This is a genomic window from Thermostichus sp. MS-CIW-40 (genome assembly GCF_054058315.1).
This window is the reverse complement of the sequence record NZ_JBSSAC010000016.1, coordinates 1-18,516: the sequence shown is the minus strand read 5'-3', so window position 1 is coordinate 18,516 and position 18,516 is coordinate 1. Positions and strand designations below refer to the sequence as shown.

19 protein-coding genes are annotated in these 18,516 nt (G+C 58.6%); 9 read left to right on the top strand and 10 right to left on the bottom strand.

Going from position 1 to position 18,516, the window contains the following annotated elements:
- Positions 1–95 precede the first annotated feature (95 nt).
- A complete protein-coding gene (locus ACVWXF_RS06920; protein ID WP_457474006.1) occupies positions 96–1,250 on the bottom strand; it encodes an AI-2E family transporter in 1,155 nt (384 codons plus the stop codon).
- Positions 1,251–1,374: 124 nt separating this feature from the next.
- On the opposite strand from ACVWXF_RS06920, the gene xseA reads away from it, so the two are divergent.
- The 3 genes from xseA to folD all read left to right on the top strand — a co-directional run bounded on the left by xseA (position 1,375) and on the right by folD (position 3,795).
- Positions 1,375–2,604 carry an exodeoxyribonuclease VII large subunit gene (gene xseA, locus ACVWXF_RS06915; protein WP_457474023.1) on the top strand — a complete coding sequence of 410 codons (1,230 nt, stop codon included), beginning with the start codon at positions 1,375–1,377 and terminating at the stop codon, positions 2,602–2,604.
- Positions 2,585–2,821: an exodeoxyribonuclease VII small subunit gene (gene xseB / locus ACVWXF_RS06910; RefSeq protein WP_011431761.1), complete on the top strand. Its 237-nt coding sequence runs from the start codon at positions 2,585–2,587 to the stop codon at positions 2,819–2,821. The genes xseA and xseB overlap by 20 nt, the downstream gene beginning before the upstream one ends.
- Before the next feature lie 92 nt (positions 2,822–2,913).
- Positions 2,914–3,795 carry a bifunctional methylenetetrahydrofolate dehydrogenase/methenyltetrahydrofolate cyclohydrolase FolD gene (folD, locus tag ACVWXF_RS06905; RefSeq protein ID WP_457474005.1) on the top strand — a complete coding sequence of 294 codons (882 nt, stop codon included), beginning with the start codon at positions 2,914–2,916 and terminating at the stop codon, positions 3,793–3,795.
- A gap of 263 nt (positions 3,796–4,058) precedes the next feature.
- Here the strand turns inward: folD and ACVWXF_RS06900 are convergent, their stop codons facing one another.
- The 4 genes from ACVWXF_RS06900 to ACVWXF_RS06885 form a co-directional block, all read right to left on the bottom strand.
- Positions 4,059–4,568: a hypothetical protein gene (locus ACVWXF_RS06900; RefSeq protein ID WP_457474004.1), complete on the bottom strand. Its 510-nt coding sequence runs from the start codon at positions 4,566–4,568 to the stop codon at positions 4,059–4,061.
- Positions 4,569–4,888: 320 nt separating this feature from the next.
- Positions 4,889–5,506, bottom strand: a complete 618-nt coding sequence (locus tag ACVWXF_RS06895) for an Npun_F5749 family FMN-dependent PPOX-type flavoprotein (protein WP_414423877.1) — start codon at positions 5,504–5,506, stop codon at positions 4,889–4,891.
- Between the two features lie 48 nt (positions 5,507–5,554).
- Complete coding sequence (locus tag ACVWXF_RS06890) at positions 5,555–6,829, bottom strand: GNAT family N-acetyltransferase (protein ID WP_457474003.1); 1,275 nt, start codon at positions 6,827–6,829, stop codon at positions 5,555–5,557.
- Between the two features lie 506 nt (positions 6,830–7,335).
- Positions 7,336–7,989 (bottom strand): DUF3386 domain-containing protein, encoded by a 654-nt coding sequence (locus tag ACVWXF_RS06885; RefSeq protein WP_414422439.1) that lies wholly within the window; start codon positions 7,987–7,989, stop codon positions 7,336–7,338.
- 345 nt (positions 7,990–8,334) lie between these two features.
- Here ACVWXF_RS06885 and murA point away from each other — a divergent pair, with 345 nt between their 5' ends.
- From murA to sixA, 3 genes are all read left to right on the top strand, one after another.
- Complete coding sequence (gene murA, locus ACVWXF_RS06880) at positions 8,335–9,651, top strand: UDP-N-acetylglucosamine 1-carboxyvinyltransferase (RefSeq protein ID WP_457474022.1); 1,317 nt, start codon at positions 8,335–8,337, stop codon at positions 9,649–9,651.
- A 185-nt stretch (positions 9,652–9,836) separates the two neighbouring features.
- On the top strand, positions 9,837–11,972 hold the full coding sequence (locus ACVWXF_RS06875) for a lytic transglycosylase domain-containing protein (RefSeq protein WP_457474002.1): 2,136 nt from the start codon (positions 9,837–9,839) through the stop codon (positions 11,970–11,972).
- Positions 11,973–12,109: 137 nt separating this feature from the next.
- Positions 12,110–12,697 carry a phosphohistidine phosphatase SixA gene (gene sixA, locus ACVWXF_RS06870; protein WP_414408574.1) on the top strand — a complete coding sequence of 196 codons (588 nt, stop codon included), beginning with the start codon at positions 12,110–12,112 and terminating at the stop codon, positions 12,695–12,697.
- A 61-nt stretch (positions 12,698–12,758) separates the two neighbouring features.
- On the opposite strand, the gene ACVWXF_RS06865 is transcribed toward sixA, so the two are convergent.
- The gene (locus tag ACVWXF_RS06865; protein WP_414408575.1) at positions 12,759–13,049 is read right to left on the bottom strand and encodes a DUF3082 domain-containing protein; all 291 of its coding nucleotides are present in this window, start codon (positions 13,047–13,049) and stop codon (positions 12,759–12,761) included.
- Between the two features lie 84 nt (positions 13,050–13,133).
- On the opposite strand from ACVWXF_RS06865, the gene ACVWXF_RS06860 reads away from it, so the two are divergent.
- Complete coding sequence (locus ACVWXF_RS06860) at positions 13,134–13,826, top strand: J domain-containing protein (RefSeq protein ID WP_457474001.1); 693 nt, start codon at positions 13,134–13,136, stop codon at positions 13,824–13,826.
- Here ACVWXF_RS06860 and ACVWXF_RS06855 read toward each other — a convergent pair.
- The 3 genes from ACVWXF_RS06855 to ACVWXF_RS06845 form a co-directional block, all read right to left on the bottom strand.
- Positions 13,818–14,687: an SDH family Clp fold serine proteinase gene (locus ACVWXF_RS06855; RefSeq protein ID WP_414350282.1), complete on the bottom strand. Its 870-nt coding sequence runs from the start codon at positions 14,685–14,687 to the stop codon at positions 13,818–13,820. The two genes, ACVWXF_RS06860 and ACVWXF_RS06855, sit on opposite strands and share 9 nt — an antisense overlap.
- A gap of 70 nt (positions 14,688–14,757) precedes the next feature.
- Entirely contained in the window at positions 14,758–15,639 is an 882-nt protein-coding gene (locus ACVWXF_RS06850; RefSeq protein ID WP_457474021.1) for a hypothetical protein, read from the bottom strand.
- 1 nt (position 15,640) lies between these two features.
- Positions 15,641–16,612, bottom strand: a complete 972-nt coding sequence (locus ACVWXF_RS06845; RefSeq protein WP_011431774.1) for a fatty acid desaturase — start codon at positions 16,610–16,612, stop codon at positions 15,641–15,643.
- A gap of 357 nt (positions 16,613–16,969) precedes the next feature.
- On the opposite strand from ACVWXF_RS06845, the gene psaK reads away from it, so the two are divergent.
- Together psaK and ACVWXF_RS06835 are read left to right on the top strand one after the other, a co-directional pair.
- Positions 16,970–17,215: a photosystem I reaction center subunit PsaK gene (psaK, locus tag ACVWXF_RS06840; RefSeq protein ID WP_011431775.1), complete on the top strand. Its 246-nt coding sequence runs from the start codon at positions 16,970–16,972 to the stop codon at positions 17,213–17,215.
- Between the two features lie 121 nt (positions 17,216–17,336).
- Entirely contained in the window at positions 17,337–17,474 is a 138-nt protein-coding gene (locus ACVWXF_RS06835) for a photosystem II reaction center protein K (RefSeq protein WP_414332566.1), read from the top strand.
- A gap of 338 nt (positions 17,475–17,812) precedes the next feature.
- Here the strand turns inward: ACVWXF_RS06835 and ACVWXF_RS06830 are convergent, their stop codons facing one another.
- Positions 17,813–18,352 (bottom strand): DUF3611 family protein, encoded by a 540-nt coding sequence (locus ACVWXF_RS06830; RefSeq protein WP_457474000.1) that lies wholly within the window; start codon positions 18,350–18,352, stop codon positions 17,813–17,815.
- Positions 18,353–18,516 lie beyond the last annotated feature (164 nt).

The window sequence follows — 18,516 nt, the reverse complement described above, 5'->3', positions numbered from 1 at the left end:
TCTAGCCGTGGGGAGAACGTCGATTCCTGCCCAATGGAAGGGCCGGTCGTGTGGCTAAGCTGATGGGGTTGAGCCAAGCCAGGAGCATTGCCCCCTCAACCTTCTCGCACCGATTGCGGTCGCGGAATGGGATCCTGGTTTTCCGCCTGGGTGGAGCTTTGGATCCCGTTCTCTCCACTTTCCAACTTGAGCAAGGGCCGCAATCGGGATCCCTGCCAGGGATCCAGGACATCCCGAATTAGCACCTCCTGAATCCACACCTGCAGGATTGCCGCCAAAGGCACGGCCAGGAACAGGCCCAGCACCCCAAAGAAAAAGGCTGAAGTAACTTGAGCTACTAGGGTTAGGGCGGGCAGGAGCGACACCTGTCGGGACATAACGATGGGGGTGAAGACGCTGCTTTCCAACTGCTGGATCAGGATATACAGCCCCAGCACTGCCAAGGACTTCCAAGGGGCATCCGTGAGGGCTACCAGCATGGGGGCTACCACGCTTAAGGTGGGGCCGATATTGGGGATGAAGTTGAACAATCCCGCCAGCACCGCATTGGCCAAGATCAGGGGCACCCCCAAAATCCACAGCCCGATCCCACTCAGCAGCATCACCAAGGTGCTGGTAAACAGGATCCCCATCAGCCAGCCCCGCAGCGCCAGCTCACAGCGCTTGAGGATGTAGCGAATGCGGGGACGGTAAAAGGCCGGGAAAACCGAGACAAAAGCGCGACTGTAGGCTTGGGGATCCGCCAACAACAAAATGGTGAGGATGATTACAAACAATAGGTTGAGCAGGGTGCCAAAAAAGGCAGTGAAGGACTCGGAGAAAAAGTCGCGCACCTGTCGCACCAACTCGGTGGCCTGGGGCACCAAGCTATTGGCCAATTCCCGCAGCGTCGGCAGCTCAATATCCGTCGGCAAAGAGAGAATCAAGCTCTCGAACAGCCGCTGCGCTTGCACGATCCCGGCGGGCACCCCATCGGTAAACAGCCGCCGCAACTGCTCCGCCAGGGGGGGCACCACGATTAGCCCCACCAAGATCGCGGCCACCAAAACCGTCAAACTGGTGATGACAATTGAGGGGCCACGCCGAAAGCCGTAGCGCTGTGGGATCTGGGCCAAGGTATCCAATGCTACTGCCAACACAATGGCCGCGAACACCAACAGCAGGATCTGCCGGATCTGCCAAAGCAGAACTAGCAGGCCCAACAGCGCCCCTAGCCCCAGCCACTGGGCGAAGGTCACCCGCCAGCTCACCTCCTCTCTCGCCCGGTTGTCGCCTATTCTAGATGGGATCCCGACAAGTCCCATCGCTATTCGAGAACCCTAAATGCGCGATCCTGTCCCTTCAGAAGTGACTTTAGCCGCCCGCAGCAGTGGGATGGAGTTTTTGCTCACGGATGAAGCTCCCCTGCTCTCGGTGGGGGGAGTGTCCCGTTATTTGAAATCGCTGCTGGCCGGGGATCCCTACTTGGTCAGGCTGTGGGTGAGCGGGGAAGTCTCCAGTTGCCAGCGCAACCGCAATGGCCACCTGTTCTTGACCCTAGTCGATCCGGAAACCGGTGACGTTCTCAAGGGGGTGGTCTGGCAGGGCCAAACTTCCAGGCTCAGCTTCTGGCCGGAAGTGGGGCAACAGGTGCTTGCCCTTGGGCAACTTGGCATCTATAGCGGCGGCAGCCACTATCGCCTCGTCATCTGGCAATTGCTGCCTGCCGGGGAAGGGCTGTTGGCGTTGCGATTTCAACAGCTCAAGGCCCGCCTCAGTGCTGAGGGCTTGTTCGATAACCAACGACCTCTGCCTGTTCATCCCCAGTGCATTGCCGTCGTCAGTTCCCCCCACGCTGCCGGCTGGGGAGATATTCGGCGCACCCTCAACCAGCGCTACCCCGGGCTACGGGTGCTGTTCTCCCCAGCTCAAGTGCAAGGGGAGGCGGCCCCGGAATCAATTGTGCGGGCCATTCGCCGGGTGGAACAGGATGGGCGGGCGGAAGTGCTTCTTTTGGCGCGGGGCGGTGGAGCCAGCGAAGATTTGGCCTGTTTTAACGATGAGCGGGTGGTGCGAGCCATTGCCGAATGTCGGATCCCGGTGGTCACCGGGATTGGCCACCAGCGGGATGAAACCCTGGCTGACTACGCTGCCGACTACGCCGCCCATACCCCAACGGCAGCTGCCGAGCGGATCGTGCCGGATCTGGGGGAATTGCAGCGTCAGGGATCCCAGTTGCGCCAGAAGTTGATCGAACGCACTCGCCAAGCTTTGGAAAGGGCCCAGCAGCGTTTGCAGCAGGCCCAACACCACCTGGCTTACGTACATCCAGAGCGGCTGTTGCAACAGGCTCAGGATCGCTTGACCCAACACCAACATCGCCTGCTCCAAGCCGTGCGCCATCGCTTCCAGCAACGCCAACAGCACCAACAGGCCCTGCAAGATCGCCTCCAAGCGCTCGATCCCGAAGCCATTCTGAAACGGGGCTATGCCTTGGTGCGAGATGAAGAGGGATCCCTGATCCGCACCCATCGCCTGCCTCCCCAAACCCGCCTGATGATACAACTGGCCTCGGGAAGCCTATGGGTACGAGTAGAGGAGAGCCATGAGCCGCCGCAAACGTGAGGAGCCGTGGCGCTATGAAGCAGCCATTGCCGAAGTGGAAACTTTGATTGCCCAGATTGAGTCGGGGGAACTGGATCTGGCCGAGGTGGTGGAGCGCTTTCAACAGGCCGCCCAAACCCTGAAAACCTGCGCGGACTTTTTAGAGCAAAAGCGGCAGCAGGTGGAGATCATCATCGAGCAATTGGGCCAAGAGGAAGAAGACCTGCCCGAATCATAGGGATCCCACCTGATCATTCCCCCTGCACTGCTGTCGCCATTCTGCTTCACTATGGATGGTCGTTGGATGGTTGTCTTTATCCTTGCGCCCCCATGCCCGCAAAGATCCTCGATGGCAAAGCCTTAGCCGCCCGCTTGCAAGCGGAGATGGCCGCCCAAGTGCAAGCTTGGATACCCCAGGTGGGGCGGCCACCGGGATTGGCGGTGTTGCGGGTTGGAGAGGATCCCGCCAGTGCGGCTTACGTGCGTGGCAAAGAGCGGGCCTGTGAGCGGTTGGGCATTGCTTCTTTTGGCCGACATTTTTCCGCCCAAGACTCCCCTGCCCATTTGCTCGACACCATCGACCAACTCAATCAGGACGAGCGGGTGGATGGCATCCTCGTCCAACTGCCCCTGCCCCCCGGCTGGGATCCCATCCCCCCCCTTCTGGCCATCAATCCCGACAAAGATGTGGATGGACTCCATCCCCTCAACCTGGGCCGGCTGTTGCGCGGCGAGCCCGGCCTACGCAGTTGTACCCCTTTGGGCGTGATGCGCCTGTTGCAGGCAGAAGGGATCCCGATTGCAGGCCGAAAGGCAGTGGTGGTCGGTCGCAGCATCTTGGTGGGCAAGCCCTTGAGCTTGATGTTGTTGGCCGCCGATGCGACGGTCACCCTAGCCCACTCCCGCACCCCCGACTTGGCAGAAGTGACCCGCGCCGCCGACATTGTGGTGATGGCCGTGGGCCGCCCCCGCCTATTGAGGGCAGACATGGTAAAATCCGGCGCGGTGGTCATCGACGTTGGCATCAACCGCATCGAGACCCCCACCGGAGCCGAGCAATTGGTGGGAGATGTGGACTATGAAGCGGTCAAAGAGTTGGCCGCTGCCATCACGCCCGTACCGGGAGGCGTAGGGCCGATGACGGTAACGATGCTGCTGGCCAACACCCTACAGAGCTATAAACTGCGCAGCCACTTGTGTGGTCATTATTAAACAGGAATGAAACATTTCTGTTGCATTGTTCCCTAACTTCCCTCTCTCTCTGGGAGAAGAGCTGGGGTTGGTCGCGGCAGCGGCACAGAGCGCTTGGAGAGTGTCTCAATCTAGCTTGAAATGACTATGGTTTGGAGACTGTTCTCAAAATGTTCTGTTGCTTGGATCCTCCCCCTTTGGCCCAGAAGAGTGAGGAATGGAGAAGTTACCCCAGAGGAGTTTGAGGTGACCGCTGCAAATGTCCAAGCTGCGCGCGGAGCACCCTAAGGCTGCAAGATCATCGACCAGGAGCCGCTCTCCCCATCCCAAAACGGGGCCAGAGACTCTCCCACCACATTGGGCCCCCAATAGCGGCGGGTTCCATCCAGGGCGAAAGCCACCACAATGTCTCCGGGGCCGATTTGCAGCGGTTCCTCTCCCAAGCTCAGCAGCAATCCCTCGCTCCCCCCCTCTCCAGGGGCAAAGTCCCAGTGGGCCGTTTCCGGATTGATCATCCGTTCGCCGCTGCGCATCAAGATCACCAGCCGAACCGGATGGGGCGTGCGATTGCCGACACGAAAGGATCCTGTGCGGGCGGAGGTGGGGGCAGCCTGGGGGGGCAAGGCAGGTTCTGAGTGCAGAACAGGGATAACATTCCCCTCAACAGAATCTTCCAAGGCTTCCAGCATCGGTTTCTCCAGAGTCTGTGCCCTCAATCCCTGCACGAGAACCCCTACCCCAACCAGAGCGGCAGACAACACTAGGGATCCCTTGCCCCTCAAGGCCCTGTTCATGGATGGCCCACCAGCGAAAAGAGAGGCGACAGCCCGAGCAATGTAGGCAGAAAATGACCAGATCAAGACGCACATCGAGACCACTGCAAGCCCAAGTGATACGTGTCGATTAGAGGAAAGGCATCAGCCGTTGCCCTACCACCGATAGACCAGGCATGCGCATACAGAGTTCCATCTGAGGGCAACGCCCCCCACCGTGCAGAACAGGATTGTTCAGCTACGTTAACACGTCCATTCCTCTATTCTTTGGGCTTTCGGGGAACGTCAAGGAAAGAAGGGATCCCCCACTCCAGACCAGGCTAAGCAAGTTTGGATCCCTTTTAGGGATTCACAGCCCGACGCTGCCACCCTTTGGAAGTGCGCTCGTACACCGTCCGCAATTGGGGATAGATCTGATCCCCCTTAAGCTGCAAGTGATCCACCTCTGTTGGCTCCAGCAGTAAAGCCACAAAGGTCTGCGGAGGCAGCGGATCTTTCTCTTTCGGCAACTCTTGAATAAAAGCCTCTGGCGGGGCGAGCGGCCCTTTGGGTTCCGGCCAAAACCAGAGGAGCCGTCCTTTTTCCGATATCTGTTGCCACAACTGCTGCCGCTGGCGCTGAGCCTGGGGATCCGGATGATCGGCGGCGATGGCCTCAAGGGTGCCAGCGATGCGGAATTGCTCGCGGGTTTTGCAGAAATACCAGCAGATCTGGGCTTGGGGGCAGTGGGCAATTTGTCGGATCTTCTCGCTGCGACTATCCACCGCCAATTGAATGCGGTCGGTATCGCCCAAAAACCCCCGGAAAACGACCGTGCGGTTGCGCGGATGCCCCTGGGGATCCACCGTGGCCAATTGCAAATACCGCACACCGGGATCGCTACGGTTCCGGTGCAGTGCCGCCTGAATCAGCGCCCGCCAAGAGGGATCCGCAGTAGAATTGCCCTTCGGGTCTTTCATCCGTTTTTCGCAAGGTGCAAGCAAGCCAGGATTGGGGCTCTCTCTCCCTTAGCTAGGGGGTGGAGAAGCCTCAGATTGGGAGTCTCTGGAGAGCCCTGGTGAAGACTCCACACCGCTGACGCGACCAGAGCTGGGATCCGGCTCAGTTGGGCTGATGGGATGAAAGTGGTGCTCTACCCAGCCCTCCGGCGGCCCCTCAAACCGCTCCGGCACTGGCTGCTTCACCTGTAATCCCCGCAGCATCGCGTTGAGATAAGCACTATCCCAGGTAAAGAGGCGGCTTTCGCGGATTTTGTGCCACACCGAACGCGACATCAGCAACGTCCGCTCTACATCCTGGGCTCCCAGCTTCAGCAAGAACTCCTCCCGTTCCGGCTGGTAATCGGTGGAGGCCAAGGCCAGAGATTGCGGCGGATGAGCCTGAGTAAGCTGGGCCATCTTGGCCATGAGTTCGGGGTAAAGCCAAGTGTAGGCAGGGTGAACCGTAAGCTTGGCCACATGAGGTTGCTGCCCGGTGCGATCCAACTTCAAGTTGAAGTAGCCGATGGCGGTTTTGCGTTCGGGCTCGTAAACACACACTTCCACCCGCTCCGTCTGGCTAATGGCGCATTTGGCCTGCTCCAAAAGCCAATCCAGTGGGCTAGTGCGAAAATCGTTCACCTCACGGTCGTACACCTGGCGCACAGTGGCCGGCATGGATCCCGTATCCAGTTGGTAGATGGCATAGGCATCCCGGTTGGTCACCGGCACCAGGTTGGGCAATTTGGGCTCGTGCTGGCTGAGAGCTGCCAGAATATCGGCTGGAATCGACCAGTAGGTGATCTGAGCCAAGGGTTGGAAGCCGTTGCGCCGGTAGAGCGCCATTGCCCCCTTGTTGTGGATGTTCACCTCCAGGATCCAGGTGCGAGCTTCCCGAAAGTGCTCCATGCAGTGCTTGAGCAGCCGGGATCCCACCCCCTGTCGCTGGGCAGAGGGCGCCACTGCGATATGATCGACCCGCCAGGTGCTGCGGGAATGGTTGAAGGGAGAAACCTGAATCACCCCCTGAATCTTGCCCTTCAGCTCCGCCACATGCACTGTAAACATGTGCTGGAAGCGATTGGGAAACAGGGTCAGGGTTTTCAGGGGCCCATACCACTGGCGCAACCGCCGCACTTGGCGACGAATATCCACCGAGCGGCTGCTGTACTCTTCATCAAAGGCTTGCGCCAAAATCTCTTCCACAGCCTCCAGATCCCCCAGTTGGGCGGGGCGAATGATCAGGTCAGGGGCACCAATGGGGGCTTCGGCATCCGGGTCGGGTCTTGCTGTGGTGTTGTCCATGCCAATCGCAGGCGGGAGAATATTCAAAGCATAGCTCAGGCTCTCTTGCTTTTTCTAACCGGGAGCATGACTCTAGTCAATAATAAGCTCAACTATACTGAAAATAATGTATAATATGTTCAGTACGGATTACTACCAGTTGATCTTTCTGTTTACTTTCGAGTCTGCCAACAGGGTAGCCAAAGCAAAGCAGAAAATTGGTAGTAAGACGACACGGAAACTGCGCTTTGGGTATTCTACTCAAAGCTTTGCGGGATACCGCCATTCTGTTTGGAAACAAACAGAATGCTATCGCTGCATAGTTGAACAGTGATGTTCAGCAGTGTTCAGCGTAAATGTATCAGGATCGTTCTGCAACAAAGCTTGAAAGCCTACAGATCGGCTTTCCCGTTATCGAGAAAGGCTTGGCCGCCAAGAAGGGCGTGAACTCAGCCTCCCGGTAGCTGCCCAACAGTGACGAACGGGAGAGCCGGCCCTCTACCCCGCAGAGAGCAATGCCGGGTCGCTCACGCCCCAACGTCTAGCAAGGTCAAGTTGCTGAAGGTGAAGCGCTTCTCCACAGGGCCGGTTTCCGTCTCCGTCTGGATACGCCGCTCCGAGAGGATGTAATACTTGCCCACTTTTGTGTACAGATCCTCGAATTGGCTGCGCCCGCCTTTTTGCTCGCCCGTTTGGGGATCGTGATAGACGGAATCGTAGCGGTGGGAAAGATAGCCTTCGCCGGTATCGTGGCTGCTGAAGGTGTGGATGGTAACCACCACTCCGTGGATATGCCGGTGCACCATAGTAACCTGGTTATCGCGCACGTGGTAGCGATCCCCTTCGGCTTTGCCCCCCACCAGGATCTCTACTGTGCCATCGGGCAGGGTTTGGCCGTAACGGAAGGTGTTGTTCCCATGGGTCTCGTCGAAGCTGCGGCGCACCCGGTGAATGGCAATCTCCCAGAGTTGGTTGTGAATGGCTTTTCGAGCTTCCTCATCTTCTACGCCCGTAACGGTGGCCTTTAGGTCTGCCCCCACTCGCACCTGCCCAACGAATGTGCGCTCCCCATCCCAATAGGTGACCTCGGCGCTGTAGCCCGGGAAAGCGGGATCCCAGGTGTAGCGGTTTTCATAGGCGGCCCGAAACAACTCTTGGGCAGAGACTTGAGTGGCAATCATCGGCTGTCTCCTTCCTGTTTTCCTTGCAAGCACTTCCCCTGAGCATCCATCATACCGCCCCCTGCTGTTGGGCTGCCCCCCAGTTGCCTTCGCTGAGAACCTGCATCTGGTGAACTGGCCTAGCCGCTCCCCTGTCCGCTGCTGCAGGATAGAAGCACAGCCATGGGAACTTCTTCCTCACACCCAATTTGGCTTGCGAGTTTAGCCGCTGCTGTGATCCCCAGAGTATTCTCTGAGAAGGGTTCGCCTATTTTTTGTGGGTGAGGAGGGAGATTGAAAGGTTTTGACAATCGCGTCAGCGGGGCGGATCCCCTAGAGCCTGGCCTGACGCCGCCCCAGACCGGCATGGCAACCGCGCCAGAGATGATGGGGCCAGTGCTGAAAATCATTGGCAAGCAGACCCTGAGTGGCCACATCCCTATTGGCGGGGCAAAAAACTCTGCCTTGGCGCTGATGGCCGGGGCCATCTTGGCTCCTGAGGCCTGTCGAATTCACAACGTGCCGCGTCTGCTGGACATTGAACGCATGGGGCAGATCCTGGCCACGCTGGGAGTTAAGGTTTCCCATGTTGGCAATACCCTGGACCTGGATGCCAGCTCCCTCAAAACCTCTCAAGCCCCTTATGAATTGGTCAGCCAGTTGCGGGCCAGCTTTTTCATCATAGGGCCTCTGTTGGCGCGGCTGGGGGTGGCCAGAGTTCCCCTGCCCGGTGGCTGTGCGATTGGGTCTCGTCCCGTGGATCTGCATGTGCGGGGTCTGCAAGCCTTGGGGGCAACGGTCCAAATCGAGCATGGGGTAGTTCATGCCTATGCCCGTAAACTGTTGGGAACCCGTATTTACCTGGACTATCCCAGCGTCGGTGCCACCGAGACCTTGATGATGGCCGCTACGCTGGCGGATGGAGAAACGGTGATCGAGAACGCCGCCCAAGAGCCGGAGGTGGCGGATCTGGCCCGCTTTTGTCAAGCCATGGGGGCCCGCATTCGCGGTATCGGCACCAATACGGTTGTGGTGGTAGGGGTGACCCGCTTGCATGGAACGGAGTACACCGTCATTCCCGACCGCATTGAGGCCAGCACCTATCTCATTGCCGGGGCCATTACCCGCTCTCACCTCACAGTTGGCCCTGTTATTCCCGATCATCTGCGGGCGGTGATCGCCAAGTTGCAAGCCATGGGTCTGCGGGTGGAAGAAGAGGGCCCAAACCGGTTGCGCATTGCCCCAGCTCAACTGAGCTCAGGCTGGCTCTGTCAGGCAACTGATATTCAAACGCTGCCCTATCCCGGTTTCCCCACCGATGTGCAGGCGCCGATCATGGCTTTGGCCGCCTTGAGCGAGGGCAGTTGCACCATTGAGGAGACAGTGTTTGAAAACCGCATGCACCACATTCCCGAGCTCAACCGCATGGGAGCCGATATTCGCCTGAAGAACCGAGTGGCCCTGATCCGGGGGGTGCCGTCTCTTTCCGGCGCTCCGGTGGTGGCTACCGACCTGCGGGCGGGTGCGGCCCTGGTGTTGGCCGGTCTGGCGGCTGAAGGCTGCTCCACGATCCACGGATTGCACTACATCGACCGGGGCTACGAAGCCATTGATGAAAAGCTGCGCAGTGTCGGGGCCAAGGTGTACCGCAGCGAAAGCCCGACAGCGCAATTGGGGAAATGAGCCGTTTCACCGCCGTTTGAAGTTTGAAGAAATCGTTGCATCTCTCCCTGCCTATCGCCTGGCCACAATGCGCGGCGACCGCTTGCTGGGTGAGCTTTCCAGCCATGTTGCAAGTATCGAGTCGTCCGGTGGCTCAACGCAGTCGGGTTGAGTATCTTAGTTCAGAGGTGGTGGGGAGGTAAAGCATGGGGATCCTGACAGGCAGCAAACGACGCTGGATAAGATGGGCTGCCGGTGTGCTGGCAGCGGGAGCAGCTCTGGGTGGGGCCGTCTGGGGCTTCTACACCTCATCCTGGGCAGAAACCGCGGAGGTGGCCTCTGCACCAGAAGACAGGGATCCGGCGCAACTGCCTCAAACTTCCACAGTGGCCTTTCTGCAAGCCTATGCAGCGCTACAGGCCGGCCAAGCGCAATCTGCCTTGAAGCATTTGCAGGGGCTGGAAGAGAGCCTGCCGGTTCTGAGGGAAGAGATTTGGAAGCTCAGGGCCCAAGCCTATGAACAGTTGCAGGACAAGGAAACAGCCCAAGGGATCTGGTGGCCCAAGATTTTGCAGGAATATCCCCACAGTCCTGTGGCCGCCTACGCCCTCTGGGGGATGGGCCAGGTGGATCGGCTGCGGCAGCAATTTCCCACCCATCCGCTGACCGGACGTGCCCTCAAGCATTTGCTGGAGCTGGATCCCGACCGCTATGACCTGCTGCGGGATTTGGCCCAACATCACCCGCAAACCCCTGGGCTAACGCCGCTGCTGGATCGCTGGCGGCAGGCTCAGGAGGGATCCCTCACGGCTTCCGACTGGCAGATCCTCGCCGATGCCTACTGGGAGCAACGGGAGTACGGCAAAGCTGCCCGGGCCTATGGGCGTGCCCCCGCCACCTCTCAGAACCTCTACCGCTGGGGCCGCAGCCACCAGATCTCGCGGGAGTTTCCCCAGGCCAAAGCGGCTTACCAAGCGCTGCTGGCACAGTTTCCCGATGGGCCAGAGGCTTCTCTCACCCGCCGCCGTTTGGCGGAACTGAGCGACCTGCCGACGGCAATTGAACTCCTCCGACAGGTGGGATCCGGCTCAGATAAAGAAGCTCCAGAGGCGTTGCTTAGCCTCAGCCAGCTCTATGATCGCAACGCCAGCCCCCAATCGGCCCAGGCTACTCGGCAAGCCCTTTGGGATCGCTTTCCGGCCAGCGAAGCTGCAGCCAATGCCGCCTGGACAGTGGCCTGGAGCCAAGCACAAGCAGGCAATCTCAGCCAAGCCATCGCCCTGGCCCAACAGATCGGATCCGCCCAGCGGGATACAGAAATGGGGGCACAACTGCTCTACTGGGCGGGCAAATGGCGGGAACAGCAGGGGGATGTCGCTGCAGCTCGGCAGACCTATCGGCAGGTACTGCGTCAGTTTCCCCACACCTACTACGGCTGGCGGTCGGCAGTGCAACTGGGCTGGCCGGTGGGGGATTTCTACAGCGGGCGCAAAAGGGTTGAGGTGGATTTTCAGCCGGTGCGCCAACCGTTGCCAGGGGTCTCTGCAGTTACGCAAACCCTGCATTTGATGGGAGCCAGCCAACTGGCCTGGGAACGCTGGCAGGGCGAAACTCCCGTGCAGCGGGATCCCCGCCAGATGAGCGTTGCCGAGCGCTTTGTCACGGGCATTTTGCGCAACAGCGCCGGAGATCACCTGCGGGGCATTAACCAGGTGGCTGCTTTGCGCTTTAGCGAAGAGCCGGATCCCTTGCTGGAGACGTTGAGGCAGCGCCAAGATTTCTGGCAGGCCATCTATCCGCTGCACTACTATGCCGGCCCAGACAATTCCTGGAGCGGGGATCCCTACGCCCAACCCGGCTTGGCCCACTGGTCACGGCAATTTAACCTCAATCCCTTGATGGTGGCGGCTTTGATCCGGCAGGAATCCCGCTTTGAGCCAGAGATCGTCTCGGCCTCGGGGGCTTTGGGCTTGATGCAGGTGATGCCCGCTACTGGCCGCTGGATTGCCCAGCAGATCGGCCTGGCCCAGTACAGCCTCACCAACCCCGCCGACAATCTCTACCTGGGATCCTGGTACTTCGACTACACCCACCGCACTTACCAAGACAACACCTTGCTGGCCCTGGCCAGCTACAACGGTGGCCCCGGCAACGTGGCCAGATGGCTGAACCGCTTTGGCTTCGGGGATCCGGACGTGTTTGTGGAGCAGATCCCCTTCCCCGAAACCCGGGGCTATGTGAAGTCCGTGTTTGGCAACTACTGGAACTACTGGCAGCTCTACACCCAGGAGGGGCGCACTCTGGTCAGCCAGCGACTGCATAACCCCTCGTCTTCTTCATGACTTCCGGTTTTGTCGCGGGAGTGCTGCCGTAGAGGGAGTGGGCTTTTTTCCCACAGTATTCTGGGAGAGTTACAGTTATTCCAAGATTTGGCAGTCAAGATTTGACAGTGCCGTTCGCGCTGACAGGACGGGGTTCTATGGTCTCTGGGTTTGAACAACAGGAGGGCGTTTGCGTTAGCGGTGCGGAGCACTATCAGGGTGCGGCAGAAAAGCAAGCTGCCCGGCAGGAGCTGGCTGTGGATTTTATTCGCCATGGCATAGCCGAGGAACCCCGGCCAGAAGTCGAGGATGCCTTTCGGGCCCTTACAGACGAAGGTCGCAGGCGCTGCCGCAAGATTGCCCGCCAGCTCAAGAACATGGGCTGGAGGTGGGATCTCCTGCTCACCAGTCCCCTGGTGAGGGCTCGGCAGACGGCTGAGATCTTTTTGGACGAGAACCTGGCCGAAGCTGTGGAGGTGTTTGAACCGCTGGCTCCGGGCGGCAGTTTTGCTGACCTGGTGCGCTGGCAAGCAGAGCGGGAACCTCTGGCGTCTTTGGCTCTGGTCGGTCACCAGCCGGATCTGAGCCTGTGGGTACAAGCGGCTGTTGGTCTAAACCCGGCCAACGCCCACGCGATCACCCTCAAAAAAGCGGGCCTAGCCCAAGTGCGCTTTGCCGAAGGCCGGATTGACTACCGCCAGGGATCCCTGACTTTGTTGCTCTCCCCCAAGGTGGTGCTGCGCTGAGAAGAAGCTGGCTCATCATGATAAACGCCCAACGAGTCGGCCAGAGGTTGTGCCCCTAGGTTCAGCGCTGAGAGGAGGTCAGCCGCTCTCCCAGCAATTGCACACAATAGGCCGCCAGCCCCAACCCCACCATGGCAAACATGAAGGCAATCAGGGAAACGGAACCGACCAGCAGGTAGCGCACCAGAATGCTGATTCCGCGGGCCAACGATCCAATCTCCACCTCAATTGGCGGCAACTTGGCCAACATCGAGAGCAGCAGTTGAAAGAACCCGTAGCCCAAACTGACGGCGATGGCGGCCCCCAAGAGGGCACTGAAAGGATGGGGGGATCCCTGTGGAGAAGAAGACATGGGGCAGCACCGGAAAACTCACCTTTATTCTAGGCTGCAGGTACAATGTGGAAGTTTCTTTTCTTTCCGGCAAGCCTAGGGGTTATGGAGAGCGGATCGGGAGTGGGATCCCACTACGAAGTTTTGGGCGTTTCCGTGGGGGCGACGGCGGAGGAGATCAAGTCCGCCTACCGTCGTTTGGTCAAGTATCACCATCCCGATAGCCTGCTGGCCAAAAAAGATCGGGCCACCGCTGAGCGCATCCGCCAGATCAACGCTGCCTACGCGGTGCTCAAGGATCCCCAATCTCGCCGCGAATACGATCGGCAACTGCACTCCAGCCGCACCTCACCCCGCCCCCAGCCGACGGGATCCCCCCGTGAAACCGTCAGCCACGAAGCCATCGCCCGTGCAGCCTGGATCCGACAGGTCTACACCCCTCTAAACCGAGTGTTGGGGCCCTTGTTGTCTTCCCTAAAGCCTCAGTTGAATGCTTTGGCGGCGGATCCCTTTGATCCCAACCTGTTGCAGTCTTTTGCTGACTATCTGGAAGAGTGTGCGCAGAAACTGGCCCAAGCCCAGCAGATCTTTGGCCGCCTCCCCAATCCCAGCAGCCTGGGGGGAGTGGCTTCTCGCCTCTACTACGCCCTCAACCACCTAGAGGACGCTCTAGAGGAGCTGCAGTATTTCCCCCTGAACTTCGACGATCGCCACCTGCACACCGGACAAGAGCTGTTTCGCCGGGCAGGGGGGCTGCGCCTGGAAGCTATGGAAGCTTACGCCAAGAGTTCACCCTAAGCCAGAGCGGGATCCCCCCCTGGGCAGAGAGGGGCGAGGATCATAGGGGATAGGGATGTACTGTACAGAAGGGCGGCCCATGGTGGCCTGTGGGTACAAGTCCATCAGGGCATAGATTTGGGGTGGCAACTCAGTAGAAATGGGCAGGCCCAACCTTTGGGCTTCTTCGGCAGTGATCGGGTAGTCGTGGGTAACTTGTCCACTGGTTAGGTACTGGATGAGGGGCTCGATGCGTTCGGGGGCAATTTTGCGCTTGGGCACATCGTCCTTCAGGAGATCCCGCACGAAGTTCTGTACCTGTTGCATCGCTTTGCGGGCCAGATCTGCCAGGATCAAGGTTTGGTCATCGATTTCGGCAATGGGTTTATCCGCCACCACCTGCAGAATACTGGCGGCAGCATACCCCCCCAACTGCGGATCCACCGGCCCCAGGACTGCATTGGCATCCATGACGATTTCATCGGCGGCCAGGGCCAGCATCGTCCCCCCCGACATGGCGTAGTGGGGCACAAACACTGTCACTTTGGCCGGATGGCGGATCAAGGCGCGGGCAATTTGCTCCGTAGCCAGCACCAGGCCACCGGGGGTATGCAAAATCAAATCAATCGGGGTATTGGGTGGGGTAAGGCGAATTGCCCTCAACACCTGTTCGGAGTCCTCGATGCTGATGTAGCGGGAAACCGGGATCCCCAAAAAACTGATCGACTCCTGGCGGTGAATGAGCAGAATCACCCGGCTGCCCCGCTTTTGCTCCAACTCCCGAATGGCCATCAAGCGCCGGAACTCTTGGGCACGACGGTTCAGCAGAGGTTGCAAAGAGCTGAAGATCAGAAAAATCCAGAACAGGCTGCCCCAGTCCACTTTCACACCTCAAGTGGGATCCCTTTGACTCCAGCATAGGGGATCCAAAATCTTCGGCGATCCCTGAGCCTCATGAGTTGGGTTCAGACGCCGCAAAAAAGCGATCCAAAGCCTGCAGCAAATCCGGTACGGAAGCTTGGTCAATCCAAGATCGAATATAAGCCTGTTGCTCCGCCAAGTTTTCAATGCGGCCCAACTTTTGCATGGCCAAGTAGCGGGTTTCTGCCTCGGCGCGATTGGTTTGCAAGTCCAGCCGCTGCTCCGGGGTCAGCGGATACTCCGTTTGGGCCAGCAGGTAATCCGCCACCATCATGAACAGCAGAGGCCCCGCCAATTCCACCTGAGGCTCGGCTTCTGGCTCAGAATCAGCAACAGCGAGATCTTGGAGATCTTGAAAAAGATCCTGACCCAGTTGCAGCAGCTCCTCTGCTGAAGCCGCCCGCAGCACCGTCTCGGCAGCAGCCTGCAGCGGCTCTGGGGAAACCCTGTGGTGGATGGCCAATTCCGCCAGGGCCTGTTCCCATTGATCCCGTTGGGCTTGCACCACAGCCCGCTCTTCTGGGGAAAAGTCCAACCGCTCCAGCAACACCTGCAGAGCCACAGCCCCCACCAACAGGGGGGGGAAGCGCAGCACTGTAGAGGCGGATCCCGCCTGCTCCAAAAAGGCTTCCAAATCCGGGCCAGATCCCCTGTCCAGCAAGTCCTGCAAGTAGGCCAGCACCTCTTGGGGCGAGGTCAACCTGAGGATCCCTCGCACCTGTGCCCGCAAGTCTGCGGGGATCCCAAGGAGCTGCACCTGGACTTCGGCCCGCGCCTGCGCTTCTGCAATCAACTCCGGCAAATCTGCCGTCGCCTGACCGGCCTGCAGCAAAACCCGGCTGGAATCTCGCAACAGACTGGCCGCTTCCACAAACAGCAGCACCTGCGGGACTTGCAGCGTTGGCCAAACCATGCTAGCCAAGCTGTGGATCCGCAGGGGATCCCTCCGATTCTGGATTGGCTGGCGCAGCGGGGTGAGCTGAAGTGGGCTTGTGCCAGTGCAGACCGATCAGAGCATCGTACAAAAAGCCCCAAAACTCTCCCTTCTCCCAGATCCCCAGCGTTTGCTGGCAGTTGCGCGCGTCCAGCTCAGGTTTGGCTGCCCAGTAGGCTGCTTGGTATTTGTACCAGGGAACAGAAGGCCAGAGATGGTGGATCAGGTGATAGTTTTGCCCCAACAGCAGAATGTTGGTCAGCCATCCGGGATAGACGCGGGCATTGTACCACCGCTCTTGGGATTGAAAAGGGCGATGGGGCAGGTAGTCAAAAAACAAGCCCAGCAAGAACCCCATGATAAAGGCAGGGGGTAGCCAATAGTTCATGATGTAGTCGGTGTAGCCGAAGTAGCTGGCCAGACCAAAGGTCAGGATAACCACCAGCCGACTCAAGCCCCACTCCAGCAGATCCCAGCGACCTTTCCGCCAGAGCTGCCGCTTAAAGAAAAACACCTCATGGTAGAAAAACCGCGGCGCGATCAGCCACAGCGGCCCTCCCGTTGAGACATAGTGATCTGGATCGTCTTCAGGATGGTTGACGTGGGCGTGGTGCTGCATGTGTACCCGCTTAAAGACGGGATAGACAAAACCCTGCAACAGGGCAGAGCCGTGTCCGAGTGCCTCGTTCAGAAAGCGGTTGCGGTGGGCCGAGCCATGGGAAGCATCGTGAATCACCGTGCCCAGAACATAGAGGGCCACAAAATTGAGCCAGAACACCATCCATTTGGGCCAGTGCCAAAAGGCGTACCCGCCAAAGCAAGAGGCCGAAAGCACCACCGCAGCCAAAAACATCAGCAAGGTGGGATTCCAAAATTCCGAGGGTGGCCCCAACAGCTCACGAGGCAATGCGAAAGGTTTTTGGGCTGGTTCAGCAGTAGCAGCAACAGTCATCGGCAGCCATCCTTAGGTGCGCACAGTGCAGACAGAGAGGATGGGTCGAGGCAGCGCGTCCCAGTCATCACACCGAAAAGAGATCGAAGAGATAAGTTTGTTAACTTTCGTTAGTATACGGCAGAGACCTGCCCAGCTTCTCAGCCCAAGCCTTATTTTCCTCACAACCCCAGCCATGGGGGCACCTTCCTCTCCTGGCCAAGGATTCCTGAAGGATCCCGGCAACGGCAAACTGCCCCTGAAGCCAGAGAAAAGCCGTAGTGTGAGGTTTTGTTGCAATTCATGTGCAGATTGCGAGGGGATCCCAGCAGGAGGGGTAATCTAAGGGTCGGTTAACCTGAGCTGAGGATGGAAACCATGATGCCTGTTGTTGCGCTGTTGGCTCTGACCGCTCAAACCAGCCCCTGGTCCCCCCTGAACGCCGTGATCATTCTGCTCTGCACAGGGCTGGCTTACTTGAGCTTCAAATCCTCTTCTGGAGTGGCCTCAGAGACTGGGCCGGTACTGGGAATGACCTGGCCAGAAGTCATCGGGGTTGCCAGCTTTGGCCATTTGTTGGGAGTGGGGGTCGTTTTGGGCCTCTCCAACATTGGCGTTCTCTAGGTCGCCACTTCCTTTACATTTCTTGAACTTAGTCCGGATCCCTGCTGGATGATGTTAAGCTCTATTTTAATTCTGAAAGAAGCAGTTTCTTCAGCCGCATTTTCCCCTGAGGTTTGTTGCTATGTCAGCGATGGTGCTCCTGGCCAGTTTGCCGGAAGGCTATGAATTGTTTGACCCGCTGATCGACATTTTGCCGATCATCCCTGTTCTGTTTTTCCTGCTGGCTTTTGTCTGGCAAGCGGCAGTAGGCTTTAAGTAAAGCCATTGCTTTTACTGAGGTCGCAAAGGTCTCAAAGGCCTGGGTGGTCTGGAGAAAACTCAAGCAAACCTAAAGGGCTTCCCCCAGCTTATCTCCCAAGTTGGGGGCTCTTTGCTTTGCCCATTTATGGTCATTTCGATTCAAACTAGGACACTGCACCCACGCCTAAAACGTTAAATGCACCGTGCCAGAAGGCCTTTCAAGGACTCCGTCCCGCTAGCGCGAACAGTAGCTCAGGTGTCTTGCCCTGAACTGGAACGACTGTAAACGACTATAAAAACAACAAGCCGTCTCGCCACTGTCCACATGACTCCCAAAACTGGGCCAGGGATCCGGCGCTAGGGTTCGCGGTCGAGGACACCGGTAATCCAGAGAACCCCTGCCAAGCAGACGAAGTGGGCAAACGTCACATTGATATTGGCGGCCAGCAGCAGCACTCCTGTTACCTGGTTGGCCTGGGTGCGGGAAAACATGCGCGCCAACAGCTCGCCCACTTGGGCTTCCATACCAATCAGAGCGAGGAAGGCCCCAATGAGGCTGATATAGGTGACCAACTGCAACTGCTTGGGCAGATCCAATTGGCTTAAGGCATCGGCAGAAGCTGAGCGGCGCTCCGCGTGGAGCAAGTAGCGCCAGTTGAAAAATAGACCGGCTGCCAGGGTGAGCAATGTAAACAAGGTGAACCAGAAGGCGATGATAGCCCCCAGCGAGTCATCTCGATAGACGGTATTTTGGCCGATTAAAAAGCCGAACCACAGCAGCAGCGCCGTCGCCCCCAAGATCGCCTGGAACCAAAACCCGAAGCGACGAGTCAGGCGCAAGCGAGACTTCATCCGCTCGATAGCCGCCCGTACTGACGGCGACATGGGCTCGTTCATCTTTTTCCCCCGCTCGCCTGGATGAACACCAACGTTCGCTTCCAGCCTATCTTCATTCTCCGGCCCCAGTCACCAAATTTTCGGGCTGGAGGCCCGCACCATAGCCGCAGGCTTGGTGTCGGGAGGAAAGCCCTCCTCCATATAGGTTTGCTGGTCAAAAGTCT

What these genes read in the sequence shown, in the direction of transcription:
- xseA (WP_457474023.1), top strand. Translation starts at nt 1,375, where the DNA reads ATGGAGTTTTTGCTCACGGATGAAGCTCCCCTGCTCTCGGTGGGGGGA.
- xseB (WP_011431761.1), top strand. Translation starts at nt 2,585, where the DNA reads ATGAGCCGCCGCAAACGTGAGGAGCCGTGGCGCTATGAAGCAGCCATT.
- folD (WP_457474005.1), top strand. Translation starts at nt 2,914, where the DNA reads ATGCCCGCAAAGATCCTCGATGGCAAAGCCTTAGCCGCCCGCTTGCAA.
- ACVWXF_RS06900 (WP_457474004.1), bottom strand. Translation starts at nt 4,568, where the DNA reads ATGAACAGGGCCTTGAGGGGCAAGGGATCCCTAGTGTTGTCTGCCGCT.
- ACVWXF_RS06895 (WP_414423877.1), bottom strand. Translation starts at nt 5,506, where the DNA reads ATGAAAGACCCGAAGGGCAATTCTACTGCGGATCCCTCTTGGCGGGCG.
- ACVWXF_RS06890 (WP_457474003.1), bottom strand. Translation starts at nt 6,829, where the DNA reads ATGGACAACACCACAGCAAGACCCGACCCGGATGCCGAAGCCCCCATT.
- ACVWXF_RS06885 (WP_414422439.1), bottom strand. Translation starts at nt 7,989, where the DNA reads ATGATTGCCACTCAAGTCTCTGCCCAAGAGTTGTTTCGGGCCGCCTAT.
- murA (WP_457474022.1), top strand. Translation starts at nt 8,335, where the DNA reads ATGGCAACCGCGCCAGAGATGATGGGGCCAGTGCTGAAAATCATTGGC.
- ACVWXF_RS06875 (WP_457474002.1), top strand. Translation starts at nt 9,837, where the DNA reads ATGGGGATCCTGACAGGCAGCAAACGACGCTGGATAAGATGGGCTGCC.
- sixA (WP_414408574.1), top strand. Translation starts at nt 12,110, where the DNA reads ATGGTCTCTGGGTTTGAACAACAGGAGGGCGTTTGCGTTAGCGGTGCG.
- ACVWXF_RS06865 (WP_414408575.1), bottom strand. Translation starts at nt 13,049, where the DNA reads ATGTCTTCTTCTCCACAGGGATCCCCCCATCCTTTCAGTGCCCTCTTG.
- ACVWXF_RS06860 (WP_457474001.1), top strand. Translation starts at nt 13,134, where the DNA reads ATGGAGAGCGGATCGGGAGTGGGATCCCACTACGAAGTTTTGGGCGTT.
- ACVWXF_RS06850 (WP_457474021.1), bottom strand. Translation starts at nt 15,639, where the DNA reads ATGGTTTGGCCAACGCTGCAAGTCCCGCAGGTGCTGCTGTTTGTGGAA.
- ACVWXF_RS06845 (WP_011431774.1), bottom strand. Translation starts at nt 16,612, where the DNA reads ATGACTGTTGCTGCTACTGCTGAACCAGCCCAAAAACCTTTCGCATTG.
- psaK (WP_011431775.1), top strand. Translation starts at nt 16,970, where the DNA reads ATGATGCCTGTTGTTGCGCTGTTGGCTCTGACCGCTCAAACCAGCCCC.
- ACVWXF_RS06835 (WP_414332566.1), top strand. Translation starts at nt 17,337, where the DNA reads ATGTCAGCGATGGTGCTCCTGGCCAGTTTGCCGGAAGGCTATGAATTG.
- ACVWXF_RS06830 (WP_457474000.1), bottom strand. Translation starts at nt 18,352, where the DNA reads ATGAACGAGCCCATGTCGCCGTCAGTACGGGCGGCTATCGAGCGGATG.